At 39.2% G+C, this 14,404-nt stretch carries 13 protein-coding genes; all 13 read left to right on the top strand.

Annotated elements, in window-relative coordinates:
• Positions 1 to 3: 3 nt before the first annotated feature.
• The 13 genes from GQO39_RS04280 to GQO39_RS04220 all read left to right on the top strand — a co-directional run bounded on the left by GQO39_RS04280 (position 4) and on the right by GQO39_RS04220 (position 14,223).
• Complete coding sequence (locus tag GQO39_RS04280) at positions 4 to 2,358, top strand: VirB4 family type IV secretion/conjugal transfer ATPase (protein ID WP_156851107.1); 2,355 nt, start codon at positions 4 to 6, stop codon at positions 2,356 to 2,358.
• Positions 2,355 to 2,792, top strand: a complete 438-nt coding sequence (locus tag GQO39_RS04275; protein ID WP_156851087.1) for a TrbJ/VirB5 family protein — start codon at positions 2,355 to 2,357, stop codon at positions 2,790 to 2,792. The genes GQO39_RS04280 and GQO39_RS04275 overlap by 4 nt, the downstream gene beginning before the upstream one ends.
• On the top strand, positions 2,779 to 3,744 hold the full coding sequence (locus tag GQO39_RS04270; RefSeq protein WP_156851086.1) for a TrbL/VirB6 family protein: 966 nt from the start codon (positions 2,779 to 2,781) through the stop codon (positions 3,742 to 3,744). Before GQO39_RS04275 ends, GQO39_RS04270 begins: the two co-directional genes overlap by 14 nt.
• Positions 3,745 to 3,951: 207 nt before the next feature.
• A complete protein-coding gene (locus tag GQO39_RS04265; RefSeq protein WP_156851085.1) occupies positions 3,952 to 4,266 on the top strand; it encodes a type IV secretion system protein VirB7 in 315 nt (104 codons plus the stop codon).
• On the top strand, positions 4,220 to 4,924 hold the full coding sequence (locus GQO39_RS04260; RefSeq protein WP_198039411.1) for a VirB8 family type IV secretion system protein: 705 nt from the start codon (positions 4,220 to 4,222) through the stop codon (positions 4,922 to 4,924). The genes GQO39_RS04265 and GQO39_RS04260 overlap by 47 nt, the downstream gene beginning before the upstream one ends.
• Complete coding sequence (virB9, locus tag GQO39_RS04255) at positions 4,921 to 5,784, top strand: P-type conjugative transfer protein VirB9 (protein WP_156851084.1); 864 nt, start codon at positions 4,921 to 4,923, stop codon at positions 5,782 to 5,784. Before GQO39_RS04260 ends, virB9 begins: the two co-directional genes overlap by 4 nt.
• A complete protein-coding gene (gene virB10 / locus GQO39_RS04250) occupies positions 5,781 to 6,950 on the top strand; it encodes a type IV secretion system protein VirB10 (protein WP_156851083.1) in 1,170 nt (389 codons plus the stop codon). Before virB9 ends, virB10 begins: the two co-directional genes overlap by 4 nt.
• Positions 6,947 to 8,017: a P-type DNA transfer ATPase VirB11 gene (gene virB11 / locus GQO39_RS04245; RefSeq protein WP_156851082.1), complete on the top strand. Its 1,071-nt coding sequence runs from the start codon at positions 6,947 to 6,949 to the stop codon at positions 8,015 to 8,017. Before virB10 ends, virB11 begins: the two co-directional genes overlap by 4 nt.
• A 66-nt stretch (positions 8,018 to 8,083) precedes the next feature.
• Complete coding sequence (locus tag GQO39_RS04240; protein WP_007553626.1) at positions 8,084 to 8,290, top strand: antitoxin VbhA family protein; 207 nt, start codon at positions 8,084 to 8,086, stop codon at positions 8,288 to 8,290.
• A gap of 10 nt (positions 8,291 to 8,300) precedes the next feature.
• Positions 8,301 to 9,929, top strand: coding sequence for a BID domain-containing T4SS effector (locus GQO39_RS04235; RefSeq protein ID WP_156851081.1), 1,629 nt, complete (start codon positions 8,301 to 8,303; stop codon positions 9,927 to 9,929).
• A gap of 161 nt (positions 9,930 to 10,090) precedes the next feature.
• The gene (gene traG, locus GQO39_RS04230) at positions 10,091 to 12,010 is read left to right on the top strand and encodes a Ti-type conjugative transfer system protein TraG (protein WP_156851080.1); all 1,920 of its coding nucleotides are present in this window, start codon (positions 10,091 to 10,093) and stop codon (positions 12,008 to 12,010) included.
• Between the two features lie 104 nt (positions 12,011 to 12,114).
• On the top strand, positions 12,115 to 12,516 hold the full coding sequence (locus tag GQO39_RS04225; protein ID WP_156851079.1) for a hypothetical protein: 402 nt from the start codon (positions 12,115 to 12,117) through the stop codon (positions 12,514 to 12,516).
• 108 nt (positions 12,517 to 12,624) lie between these two features.
• Positions 12,625 to 14,223, top strand: a complete 1,599-nt coding sequence (locus tag GQO39_RS04220; RefSeq protein WP_156851078.1) for a BID domain-containing T4SS effector — start codon at positions 12,625 to 12,627, stop codon at positions 14,221 to 14,223.
• Positions 14,224 to 14,404: the final 181 nt, after the last annotated feature.

Raw genomic sequence — 14,404 nt, 5'->3', positions numbered from 1 at the left:
CAGATGTCCGTCATGAAACGGGATGCTCAGTCTGAAGATTATATTCCTTACATACGCCATGTCAATCAACACGTCATTGCGTTAAACTCGCGCTGCTTGATGACTGTGATGACTGTTGAGGGTATAAATTTTGACACTGCAGATATCGATCAATTAAATTCCTTGCATAACCAACTAAACACTCTCTTGAAAAATATAGCGGATGAACGTGTTGCTTTATATTCTCATATCATCCGTCGACGTGAAATGATTTATCCAGAGAGTCGTTTTTCTTCATCTTTTGCAGCAACATTAGATGAAAAATACAAAAATAAGATGGTTTCTCAAGAGCTTTATAGAAACGATCTCTTCATTTCACTTCTCTGGAATCCGGCATCCGATAAAACGGAACAACTTGCCTCATTTTTCCAGCGATTAGCAAAGGCGAAGAAAACACAATCTGAACCAGATATAGAAGCTATTCGTAAACTCGAAGAGTTAAGCCAAGATTTCATGCAAGGTTTGGAGGAATATGGAGCGCGTCTCTTGTCAATTTATGAACATGATGGCATTTTATTTTCTGAACAAAGTGAATTTCTACACCAATTGGTGGGAGGAAGACGTGAACGCATTCCTCTCACATTTGGTACTATTGCCTCAACGATTTACTCAGATCGTGTTATTTTTGGCAAAGAAATTATTGAAATTCGTCATGAAAGTAATGAGCGCTTTGCTGGCATGTTTGGGTGGAAAGAATATCCCTCTAAAACACGTCCAGGTATGACAGATGGTTTGCTTACAACACCGTTTGAATTTATTTTAACACAATCTTTTGTCTTTAAAAGTAAAGCAGCTGCCGGCGCCATTATGGGCCGCAAACAAAATCAAATGATTAATGTGGCTGATCGTGCCAGCTCACAAATTGAAGCGCTAGATGAAGCGCTGGATGATTTAGAGTCAAATCGTTTTGTTTTAGGTGAGCATCATCTCTCCCTAACAGTTTTTGCTGATCATCCAAAAATATTGGCTGAAAATCTCTCAAAAGCACGTTCCCATTTAACCAATGGTGGAGCAGTTATCGCCAGAGAAGATCTAGGATTGGAGGCAGCATGGTGGGCACAACTGCCTGGAAACTTCAGTTATCGTGCGCGCTCTGGAGCTATTACCAGCAGAAATTTTGCAGCTTTATCGCCTTTCCATTCCTTTCCCGTTGGCAAACTCGAAGGCAATGTTTGGGGAACTGCTGTAGCATTGCTAAAGACACAAGCTTGTTCACCTTATTATTTTAATTTTCATTACGGTGATCTTGGCAACACCTTTGTGTGCGGCCCATCTGGATCTGGCAAAACTGTTATTGTTAATTTCCTTCTCGCACAATTGCAAAAACACAATCCAACAATGGTCTTTTTTGACAAGGATCAGGGTGCAGAGATTTTTGTACGGGCTGGAGGCGGAAAATATAAACCTTTGAAAAATGGGAAGCCCACAGGGATTGCGCCTTTAAAGGGCATAAAATATACGGAAAAAAACAAAATCTTTCTTCGCAATTGGATCTTGAAGCTTGTCACCACTGAAGGACAAATGGTAACAGAACAAGAGCGACAAGATATCGCTAAAGCTATCGATGCCTTGGAAAGCTTTCCCCACGCGCAACGCTCTCTTGGCGCTCTTCAACTGTTTTTTGATAACACATCAAAAGAAGGCATTGCTATACGGTTACAACGCTGGATCAAAGGCAATGACTTAGGTTGGGTTTTTGATAATGATCAAGATGATCTCAATTTAGATTCCCAATTTATTGGTTATGACATGACGGATTTCTTAGACAATGAAGAAATTCGGCGCCCCTTGATGATGTATCTGTTTCACCGCATTCTTGATCTTATTGATGGGCGGCGCATTATTATTGTCGTTGATGAATTCTGGAAAGCGCTTGAAGACGATTCATTCAAAGCTTTTGCGCAAGATCGCCTCAAAACGATCCGTAAACAAAATGGCATGATGCTATTTGCAACACAAAGCCCCAAGGATGCTTTAAACTCAACAATCGCACACACGATTATTGAGCAATGCCCTACTCAAATATTTTTTCCAAATCAAAAAGCAAATTACCACGATTATGTTGAAGACTTCAAACTGACTGAACGTGAATTTGAACTCATACAGTCAGAATTAAGCAGAGAATCTCGACGTTTTCTCATTAAGCAGGGAAACAATTCCGTCGTTGCAGAACTTAATTTACGCGGAATGAACGATGAGATCGCTGTCTTAAGTGGCACAACCAAGAATATTGAACTCATGAATCAAATTATCGACGAATATGGAGCAGACCCAGAAAAGTGGTTGCCCATATTCCATCAAAGGAGAGAAAAACAATGAAAAAATATGGCTTAATCACACTGTTATCTTTATCTTTTATCTCTCATGCAACGTCACAAACGACCTCAAATGCAGATGAATATTATCAAAATGCGTTAGCAAGCATCCAAAGACTAGATACCCAACAATCAAGCGCAGCTGAAACCATTTACGAAAATACAACAAAAACTGAAGCAAAAATCAAGGAAATAAGTGATGCATTGGCATCAAAAGAAAATCTTAAACCCGAAGAGTTGCAAAATCTTCAAATAAAGTTGTCTCTTATTCAAGCAAATCTTCAAACGGATGCTTTAAAACTTCAATCTCTGTCTATGATTCAAACAAAAGATATAAAAACAAAAGAAGAAGTATATGAAGAAGAAGCAAAGAAAAAAAACAACGAGTTTAAAGAAAAATTAAAAGAAGCAATTGCGAAGTCTGATGTACAATTCTAGTTTTTCTCCATTTCTAAGCATTTCTGCGTATATTTTTCAACCTCTCGATGAGGCGATGAATGCAACTGTGAGTGGTTTGTCTTCTGCTATTGCGAAACCACTCAATCTTGCCTCGATCATTTTTATCTTTTTGTATGGCTATAATGTTATGACTGGTCGCGTCGCCCTTTCCATGCATAGTCTTCTCAATAATGTTGTTAAAATCGTTGTTGTAACGACAATGGCAACGAATGCGAGCGTATTTAATATCTATGTTAAAGACGTTTTTTTCAATGATTTAGTGAACGCTATTGGGAATGCGCTCAACAGCAATCCCACTAAATCTAATGTCTTTGATTATATTTTGTTACAGGCAAATAGGTGTTATCAAGAAGTCTTATATAACGCTTGGTTTCTTGAAAAAATCGTGGTTGGCCTTCTTGGCTCTCTAATGATGCTGGCTGTTATCATCTTTTGTATAGCTGGTTTTGTTGTCCAAATGTTTGCACAAGTTGCACTTATAATGATTATAGGTCTAGGACCACTCTTTATTAGCTTCTATTTATTCAATACAACCAGAAAATTCACTGATGCATGGATTGCGACATTGGCTAATTTTACCATTTTGCAAGTTCTAGTGATCATGCTGGGAACGATTATGTGCAAAATTATTATATACGTTCTTAGAGGTTCATATGATTCGATTTATGTCCTTTTCCCCCCTGTCGTTGTCATTTCGATGGTAGGAGCTATTCTCTTCCGTGCCCTTCCTGGCATTGCCTCTGCGCTGTCCTCTGGTGGACCATACTTTAACGCAGGAGTATCTTCAGGCGGACAGATTTTCACCATGCTTACCGGTGGCGCTAAAGCAGGTGGAAATGCGGCAAAAAATACAATTTCAAGACTCTCTGGTACTGCAAGTACGGCAGCCAAAGTTGCCAAAACAGGAGCACGAAGTCGTGGTCGATTTTAATGTCAGACACCTCTAAAAAAAACAGAGATCTTGTTTTTGTGGCGCGTGTGCTAAAGAGTGCACGCCCCACACATGTATTGCATGAAATATTTGATATTCTTGGTTCCACAAGATCAGTTAAAATTTTTCATCGTTTGCTTTTGTAAAATTGTTCAAAGCAAAAAAAACCACGCATTATATTCAATAATATATTTGTGAGTTCAAAAAATGAAACGAAAATTAACCTTTTTTGTGTTTCTTACAATTGCCCTTACCGGCTGTGCCTCCCTGAATGGCCCCAAAAAACCACCACGATGTAATGGCAAACATACCCGCATTTTAAATAGAGATAAATGGGATTGGGACAATAAAAACTTCATCCTACAAGAAAAAATCGTAAGGCCTGTTACGACACCTGTCATCCTCAACACATTGGAAAGTGAAAAAGCAACAGCGGACGTGATTCTTAAGGAAGCTCCATTAAATCCCATAAACCATAAAACACTCTTTGATAAAACTGTGGAGGCCACGCGTGAAAAGTGACGCATTTGATGAATATGTAAAAGAAGCACGCTCATTCGATATTGATCGCATGCATGGTATGCGCGTGCGGATGAAAATTACCATGGCACTGACCGTGCTTTTGGGCTTAATAACAATCGCTCTAGCTTTAGCTGTAGCAGCATTAACGCCCTTAAAAACCGTAGAACCCTTTGTTATCCGTGTTGATAATTCAACAGGTATTGTTGAAACGGTGAGTGCTCTAAAAGAAACTCCCAACGACTATGATGAAGCAATAACACGCTATTTTTCTGGCAAATATGTTCGTGCGCGTGAAGGATTTCAAGCATCAGAGGCAGAAAACAATTTTCGCTTAATTTCTCTTTTATCTTCTCCAAAAGAACAGAGCCGTTTTGCACAATGGTATGCGGGAAATAATCCAGAAAGTCCGCAAAATATCTATCAAAACACAACTGCTACAGTTACAATCAAATCAATCTCCTTTTTAAGCAAAAATCTTGTTCAAGTGCGTTACTATAAAACGGTCAGAGATCCCAATGGAAAAGAAAACATTTCCCATTGGGTTTCTATTTTAAACTTTTCCTACATTAATGCACAGATTTCAACAACGGACCGCTTAATCAATCCCCTTGGCTTCCAAGTATCGGAATATAGATCCGACCCAGAGGTGATAAAATGATCCAATTTCTAAAAATAATCTTTTTTGCTTTTATTGTAGCAATAAGCTGTCGTACAGTTCCATCATTTGCGGAAACAGCCCCTGTGAGTGCACGCAAAGACAATCGCATTAGATTTGTCAATTATGACCCCTATAATGTCGTACAAGTGATTGGCTCTATTCGTTCTTCAGTCCAGATTGAATTTGCCGATGATGAAGAAGTGTCCTATGTAGGGATTGGCAATTCCGTTGCTTGGCAAGTAGCCCCAGCTGGCCACTTTGTCTTTCTAAAACCGCGCGAAATTCAACCCATTACCAATTTACAAATCGTAACAAGCCGCCAAGATGGAACAAAACGCTCTTATCAATTTGAACTTCAAGTGCGTGAAGGCGATGTTTCAGCGGGCAATGATACATATTTTCTGGTTAAGTTTCGTTATCCAGAAGATGAAGCCTTGCGAAAAAAATTAGCCGAAGCAGAAAAAGCCGCACAGCGCGAAGAAAACTTTGTCAATGATATTTTAAACACTCATGAAGATTTTGGACCACGCAATTGGGCTTATGAAGCGCAAGGTTCAACTCTCATTGAACCAAGCTCTGTCTATGACAACGGTAAAACCACAACCTTTACATTTTTGGGCAATACTGAAATCCCAGCCATTTACCTTGTCTCACTTGATGGGCAAGAATCTCTCGTTCCAAAATCGATTAAGGGCAACAAGGTTATTGTGCATGCTACAGCTGCGCAATTTACTTTGCGCCGCGGCAATGACGTGCTGTGTATTTTCAATAAAAGGTTCTCACCTGAAGGAATTAATCCTGAAACTGGAACAACATCACTCTCTGTACAACGTAAAGTGAACATAGGAAACCAGCCATGAACGACACAATGGATGAAAAAAACATCAATGATCGCGATACGATAAAGGACACTCAAGGGAAAAAACAACAGACCAATGTAGGCAAAGTGGCTGCTCTTTTTATTCTTTTCAGTGTCTGTCTTTATTTAGCATATTCAACGCTTGTTACAGACAAAAAACAATCTGTTGAACTACCGAAAGAAGGAGTTATTAAACAAATAGAACTTTTCCGACCTGCACAGCTAAAGCCTATATCCCCTGAAGTAACCGAGAAAAATAACGCTCTGTTGCCAAAAGTTGAGCTACCAACGCCCACAATAAATCAATCAAAGCCCGATGATTCACTCTTGGAAGCAGCACAACGTGCTCCCGTATTAGCTTATGCAAACACACAAAAAAGCAAAACAAATACAGCAATCAATAATATCGCTGCGCTTCAACTAGAAACTAAACCCGACGAAACAGCACAACGTTTTAACCATCTTCTCAAGCCAACAACCCTTGAAGGTGTTCGCGCTTCAACACTTGGCAATCGAAACTACATTATCGCGATGGGTACTTCCATTCCCTGTATCTTAGAGACAGCAATCAACAGTGACCAACAAGGATTTACCAGTTGTATCGTCTCCAGAGATATTTTGTCAGACAATGGGCGGGTTGTCCTTCTTGATAAAGGCACACAAATTATTGGCGAATATCGCGCTGGATTAAAAAGAGGGCAAAATCGCCTTTTTGTACTATGGAATAGAGCCAAAACACCAAGTGGCGTCATCATAACATTAGCTTCACCAGCAACAGATTCCTTAGGACGTTCTGGTATGGATGGAGATATTGATAATCATTGGTTCGAACGAATTGGATCTGCGCTTCTTGTATCCATTGTCAAAGATGCAACAAATTATGCGAGAGAGCGTTTTTTAAAAAGCTCAGACAAAAAAAACTCTGAAACAAAAGACTCTGAAACAGTCTCTTCGGGACAAAATATTGCAAATATTATCACCGAAAATTATGCCAATATTCCTCCAACATTGTCCAAAAACCAAGGAGAAATGGTTAATGTTTTTGTTGCCCGCGATTTAGATTTTTCCAGTGTTTATAAATTGAAAATCGTCGAAAACAAAAAACAAATTGTTAATCGGGCTCTTTCAAGAAGCTTTTATAAAAACCCTACAGTGACTTTGAAATGAACCAAAACGTACATCCGCTGAACGATGAAACCGTCGCAATTGTTCTAACAAAACTTGAACCGATCAGTGCTTTTCTAAAAGATGAAAGTCTTTTTGAAATTGTTATCAATCGTCCTTATCAAGTGATGACGGAAGGACTTGAAGGATGGAAAACAATAGAAGTGCCAGCCCTCTCATTTAATGAGCTTATGGGAATTGCTAAAGTTATCGCTTCCTATTCTAAGCAAAACATATCAGACAAAAATCCCATATTATCGGCTACCCTGCCAGGGAATGAACGTATTCAAATTGTCATTCCTCCGGCAGTGGAAAAAGGCACGATCAGTATGACAATTCGCAAACCATCTTCGCAGAGTTTCTCCCTCGAAGATCTTGCAAACAAAGGTCTTTTTTCGCTGTGTGAGCAAGTATCATTTACACCCTTAAATGATTATCAAGCGCGTTTTAGCGAACTCAAAAGCACTGAGCATGACTTGGTAACCGCTTACTGTAATAAGGATTTTGTCTCTTTCTTAAATCAAGCTGTACAGTGTCAAAAAAATATTTTGATTTCAGGGAAAACCGGCTCTGGTAAAACAACGTTGTCAAAAGCATTAATCGCTAAAATTCCCAAGGATGAGCGTGTTATTACCATTGAAGATACACAAGAACTGGTTGTGTCACAACCCAATCATGTTTCTATGATCTATTCAAAAGATGGACAAGGTTTAGCCTCTGTTGGCCCCAAAGAATTGCTTGAATCTGCTTTACGCATGCGTCCAGACCGTATTCTTTTACAAGAACTTCGAGATGGTACAGCTTTTTATTATATCCGCAATGTCAATTCAGGCCACCCAGGTTCGATTACAACAGTTCATGCGTCAACAGCGCTTGCTGCCTTTGAACAAATGACCCTTTTAGTAAAAGAAAGTGAAGGTGGAGGCGATTTAGAGCGTGATGATATTCGGGGTCTATTGATTTCAATGATTGATATCATCATCCAGTGCAAACGGGTTGAAGGAAAATTCAAAGTCACAGAAATGTATTATGACCCGTTCAAACAACGAAACATCTTTGGGGGAAACTAAAAAATTCTCCCCTGCACTAAAAGGCTTATTTAATGCAACTGTTGAAAAACAGACAAGGAAAAATAAATGGAAACAAAAACGACAGAAAATTTCTTATCAATAACGCTAGAAGAATTAAAAAAGCGCCGCGAAGCAGTTAATGCAGCCATCAGCAGCCATGCGCTTGAAGGAATAACACTTCATCCTACAACACTCAAAATTTTAGAAGAATACGCAAGGGGGAATATTTCACTAGAAGAATTTAACACTCTCATGGACAGCGCTATATTATAAGGAGGTCATCATGCCAAAAGCAAAATCAAAAACAAGAGGAATCCCCTCACCCCATCATTATGTCTATCCTGGTACCAACATACTCAAAAATAAATATGGAGAAACAGATTTAAAACTCTTTCTGGAAAAATGTTCGTATGACACAGCAGAGGCAACAAAGATTCTGCGTGAAGAATCTCTTCCAGAGCATTTTGATTCCGCTTATCTATGCCATATCCATCACCAGTTGTTTAAGAAAACATTTGAATGGGCTGGGAAGATCCGCACTGTTCCCTTCACATTTGCAGACGGTAGCGTTGCCGCCATGCCAGAAATGAAAAGAGCAGAATGGGACAATGCTTTTGTAAGCGATGAGGAAATTCTCGAAAACTTACAAAAATTAGAGAAAACGCTTGCCGAAAAAGACAATTTGCAAGGCTTAACGCGCAAAGAATTTAACTCTGAAGCAGTAAGAATGTTTATCTTTCTCAAAAATATACACCCATTCATAGATGGCAATGAACACACAGAACAATTCTTTTTTGAAAATCTCGCCAAAGCAGCAGGACATCAGCTTGACTTTTCGCTTGCAACAAAAGAACGCATGATGGCTGCCTATACCCAAGCAGCACAATATGGCAACATACAACCGATGAGAGATCTTTTTGAAGATATCTCCAATCCAGAAAAAATATGTATTTTACAGGAATTCATGAACAACATGAAAGAACTTGGGCGCGATGTTAATGATCGTCTTGTTATGGCTGCAAAAGAAGAGGAGATCTACACAGGGATCTATAAAGGTGCCGGTTTTGACAGCTTTGTGCTCGATGCGCAAGGTACTTATATCATCGGCAATAAAGAGCACCTCACACTAGAACAACTGAAAACATTAAAGGTTGGTGACAAATTTACCTTTACAGCCCCAAAAGCCGAAGAATTTGAAAAAGTGCTCATCCCAAAAGAACAACTAGCCCCTTTGACAAAAAGTGAGCTTTCCGAAAAGATTGCAGAAGATGCTCGTGTCCACGCCTGTCGAGATCAAATCCAGCTTTTGTCAAAAATTGTTTATGGCAACTCAAAAGCATTAAACGAACAGATGGTGGAGATTATTAAAAATCCAAGCTTTGGGCAACAGCTCGCCAATCAGATTGAAAGGACACCTAGCTCTGTTTCCAGTCTCACAGGGATTAATCTCCTTTGCTTTAAAAATCAAGCGCGTGTAAATGCTGAAGAACATGTTGATATGCTCTGTACTGCAGTGATGAATTATGCACATGCTGTAAAATATACGCGTCATGTAATCACTCAAGAACATAAAATCGAACAAGAACGCCGCGGAAAAGCAATAGAGAAACCGAGCAAAGACTTGCAAAATCTCCTTTGCTTATCACCAGAAACACAAAGAGAAGTCTTGTCTCAATTTCCTCTGTTGTACAAAGAACTCCGCACGTTTGTACGCAATTTAGAGCATCGTCTCTCACCAGACGAGTATAGAGCGATAAAAAACAATGATTATGAAACACTCGCGAAAAGTATTGGTGTATCAGAACAAAAAGCACGAAAAATTACCAACACTGTTCAGAAGGCCAAAGAAACACATAATCGAGCCTACACATCCACACTAAATCGCTCGAATGCGCTCGCTATGGCCAGCTAGAAAATTTGAAATCTTGTTCCTTTATTAAAACATCCATGGCTGGGAGAGTTTTGATACCCTCCCCCACCCATAAAAAAGGGGGGGAGATATCTCACATCCTAGCACTAATTTTGAAAGCATCGTTTTGTGGCATAGTCAGAAAAAATCGAAGGTAAGAAGCAATGAAATACACAAAGACACAATTGGCGCTCATTTTAATGCCAATCGTTTTAGGAAGTTTAACGATATTCCTTGTTCCTCATTTGTTGTTGTTTATCACAAATGGATTAGACGACAATCAAATTTATTGGTATCTTCGTTCAAAACCTTTATTAGTGTTGGTGCTGGTTGTTGCTGTCTCATTGCTTTATACCCTATCGCAAAAACTATACCTGCGCAAAAAAATCACGCTTGTTTCAGCTGTCTTTTTTGGGATCACTGCCCTTTACTATATTGGAGGTGAAATAAAGCGCTTAAGCCCCTATGTTGGTCAACAAGGAATAACTTGGAACTATGCTCTCAAGTTCATGGATTCTATGGTTGTTTTTGGCGTCATCATCGGCATTGTTCTTTTAGCAATTCAAATCATGACAACCTCTCCACGGAACAACAAAGTCAAGCGTGCAAAAAAAGGAATTTTTGGTGACGCCTCATGGATGAGTTTAAAAGAAGCGGCAAAAATTTTTCCTGCTAATGGCCAAATTGTTGTTGGTGAAAGATACCGTGTTGATCAAGATAGCGTGTGCAATATTCCCTTTTCACCTAGCAATAAAACCACATGGGGTAAAGGTGGGACGGCACCTTTGCTTACCTTTAATCTTGATTTTGGTTCAACCCATATGATCTTTTTTGCCGGTTCTGGTGGATATAAAACAACAAGTACAGTCGTTCCAACATGTTTAACATACCCAGGCTCTATCGTTTGCCTCGATCCTTCAACCGAAGTTGCACCTATGGTCAGATTTGCGCGGAAAAAGATGGGCAACAGAAATGTTATTGTTCTAGATCCCAATTCGGTCTTAACAAGAAATTTTAATGTGCTCGATTGGCTTTTAGACGACAGCGTACCACGCACACAACGTGAAGCCAATATTGTGGGTTTTGCCAAATTGCTTCTCACGGATAAAAAATCAGATAATTCTTCAGCAGAATATTTTTCGACGCAAGCGCATAACCTTTTAACGGCTCTTCTTGCTCATGTCATATTTTCTGATGAATATGAATACCATGAACGTAATTTAAAAACACTGCGTGGAATTTTGTCTCAATCAGAAACAGCAGTCGTGAATCAATTGCGTATGATTCAAGAAACAACGCCTTCTCCTTTCATTCGTGAAATGGTTGGTATTTTTACAGAAATGGCGGATCAAACCTTTTCAGGGGTCTATACAACTGCATCAAAAGATACCCAGTGGCTTTCTTTATCCAATTACGCTGATCTTGTCTGTGGGAGTGATTTTGCATCCTCAGATATTACAAACGGGAATACAGATGTTTTTCTCAATCTTCCCGCAAGCATTTTAAATAGTTATCCAGCAATTGGACGGGTCATTATTGGTGCTTTTTTAAATGCAATGATCACAGCTGACGGGAACTACAAAAAACGTGTTTTGTTTGTCTTGGATGAAGTTGATCTTCTTGGTTATATGAATATTTTAGAAGAAGCCCGTGATCGCGGCCGTAAATATGGCACATCCTTAATGCTCTTTTATCAATCCTCTGGACAGTTGGTCAATCACTTTGGAGAAGCAGGAGCACGCTCATGGTTTGAAAGCTGTTCATTTGTGAGTTATGCCGCCATCAAAGACCTCCAAACAGCCAAAGACATTTCAGAACGTTGTGGTCAAATGACCATTGAAGTGACCGGAACAAGTAAATCAAGAGGTTTGTCTTTAGCAAAAGGCTCTCAAAACATCAATTATCAACAAAGAGCCCTGATTTTACCCCACGAAATTATCCAAAATATGCGTCAAGATGAACAAATTATTCTTATGCAAGGACAGCCACCTTTACGATGTGGTCGAGCGATCTATTTTAGGAGAAAAGAAATGTTAGCAGCTTCTGAAAAAAACCGTTTTGCTCCACAAGCAAAGAAAAAGTAAAAAATATCCTCTTAATGGATTGAACAACAAAATAACAACAACAGCATAAAAGGCAAAAAGCGTGCATTTTACCTTACAAATACCTATTAAAAAGGAATTTTCACATGATCCAACAAGAAAAATTCTTAATTGTTGCTTTTGCGCCTGTGTTTACCAATGCTGACGCTCTTTATGAAGAACCCCAAAACAACCAAAAAGTTAATGGCGACCATAACCACAATTACCATACTTTACATACCCATCAAAAAGCTTTTGAATACGGCTTTGTTAAAAGCAAAGCACTAGGAAACACACACATTTGTGACAATGCTAAACAATGGCAGAAAATACACCTAAAAGACTTTCCAACAGCATTTTCAAAAAGAACTAAGAGCACATTCAAAAAAGAAATGTACATGACACTCATCCCAAAGGAACATTTTACGTTTCTCACTTCAAAAGAATTTAAAAAACACCACGAAGCCGTTGAGACCACCATCAACACCCACACATTTGAGGGAATGTAACTCCCTCCTAAAACACTCGAAATTTCAGAAGAATACGCGATGGGGGGACTTTTCAAACGAAGAGTTTAACACTCTCATGAATCACCCTATTCTCTAAGGAGATATCCTATGTTAGAGCAAAATTATCTGTATAAAAAAAGCAAAACATTGAAAAATAAATACGGCATCAAAAATCCACAAAAACTGTATGAACGCTGTGCCCATGAAGCAGCTAGAGCAGCTGTGAATTTTCGCCATGAACCATTACCACGAAAATTTGATGCAGACTACCTGAAATCAATTCACTGGAACCTCTTCTACAACACTTTTGAATGGGCCGGACAGACCCGTGATCAATCCTTTACATTTGCAGATGGCACCACAGCCCGTATGCCAGCGATGCGACCAAAAGGTTATGAGGCTCCCTTTGCTGTCGGTTCACAGATTCAAAGAGAACTTAAACAATTAGGGCAAAAACTTACCGCGAAGAGTAATCTACAAGGTTTATCGCGGCAAGAATTTGCTCTAGAAGCCGCTGAGGTATTTATAGCTCTCGACCATGCCCATCCGTTCAGAAAAGGCAATGGACGCACACAACGCATGTTTATGGAAAAGCTTGGACAAGCAGCAGGGCATCCAATCGACTTTTCTGTTATCACAAAAGAACGCCTGACAAAGGCTAGTATTGCAGCAATGCAAAACGGCAACCCACAACCAATGAAGGATTTGTTTGAGGATATCACACATCCACAAAAAGCACTTATTTTAAAGGAATTCATCTCCCAAATGAGAAATGCTGGACTTGATGAAATCAACAATCGTATTGTTATCGCAGCAAAAGAAGGTGTAACCTACAACGGCATCTTTAGAGGGATGAGCGCAGAAGGTTTTGTACTGGAAATAGATGGTACTTTCGTCGTCGGCCATAAAGATGACCTTTCACCAGAGCAGGTAAAAACATTACAGAACGGCGCCCTCATATCTTTCCAGAAAAGCAATGTTAAAAGCCTGAAAGAGCCGCTGATCCCAAAAGAAACATTAGCACCTCTCACCAATGAAGAGCTATTCGAAAGAGTTAAATATGATCCCTTTGTCGCAGCATGTCGAAAAAAAGTTGAGCATTTGTCAAAGCGTGTTTATGGCAATCTACAAACTTTAAGCACAAAGATGGACATAATAAATGTAGATCCAAGCTTTAGCGAACAATTTACAGATCAAATAACTCAAAATCCTAAATCCGTCTGTAAATTTGCGGGAAGGAAAATATTGGGTATAAGAAGCCCGTCTCGCAGACATGCAGAAGAGAGTGCTCCACAGCTAGGTGAAGCATTTAAAAATTATGCAACAGCAGTACAACAGATAAAGGATGAAATTCTAGAACAACACACAAGGGAACAAAATCGCTTGAGTCAATCTGTCGAAAAGCCTACGAAAAACCTACAAAACCTTTTTTCTCTATCACCGGAACAACAAAGAGAAGCCTTGTCTCATTCCCCTGCTCTGCGACAAGAACTGCATGTTTACGGGCGTCAATTATATAATCGTTTATCATCACAAGAGTGTAAAGCCATACAAGAAAACGATACTACAAGACTTTCTTGCATGCTTGGTATATCGGAAAGCAAAGCAAAAAACATTACTCAAACCATGAAACTCACCAAAGAATCACATTGTCAAATGCGCGCTCTAAAAATTAGTCGTTCTTCATCGCTCTCCCTCACCGGCTAAAGACCGGTATAATTTTAGCTTTTCATCTGACCTCTTGGCGCCAATTATTGTATTTTAATTGCGCCAAGAGTTGTTATGAAATGTCAAAAAAAAATCATAAAAATAACCCCCGTAATTTTATTTAATTTATTGATAAAATTTCATAAAAAAACTGTATAAAAGACATAAATATCGATTACGA

This window comes from Bartonella refiksaydamii (assembly GCF_902652675.1).
Classification (GTDB): domain Bacteria; phylum Pseudomonadota; class Alphaproteobacteria; order Rhizobiales; family Rhizobiaceae; genus Bartonella; species Bartonella refiksaydamii.
This window is presented reverse-complemented; position numbering and strand designations above follow the sequence as displayed.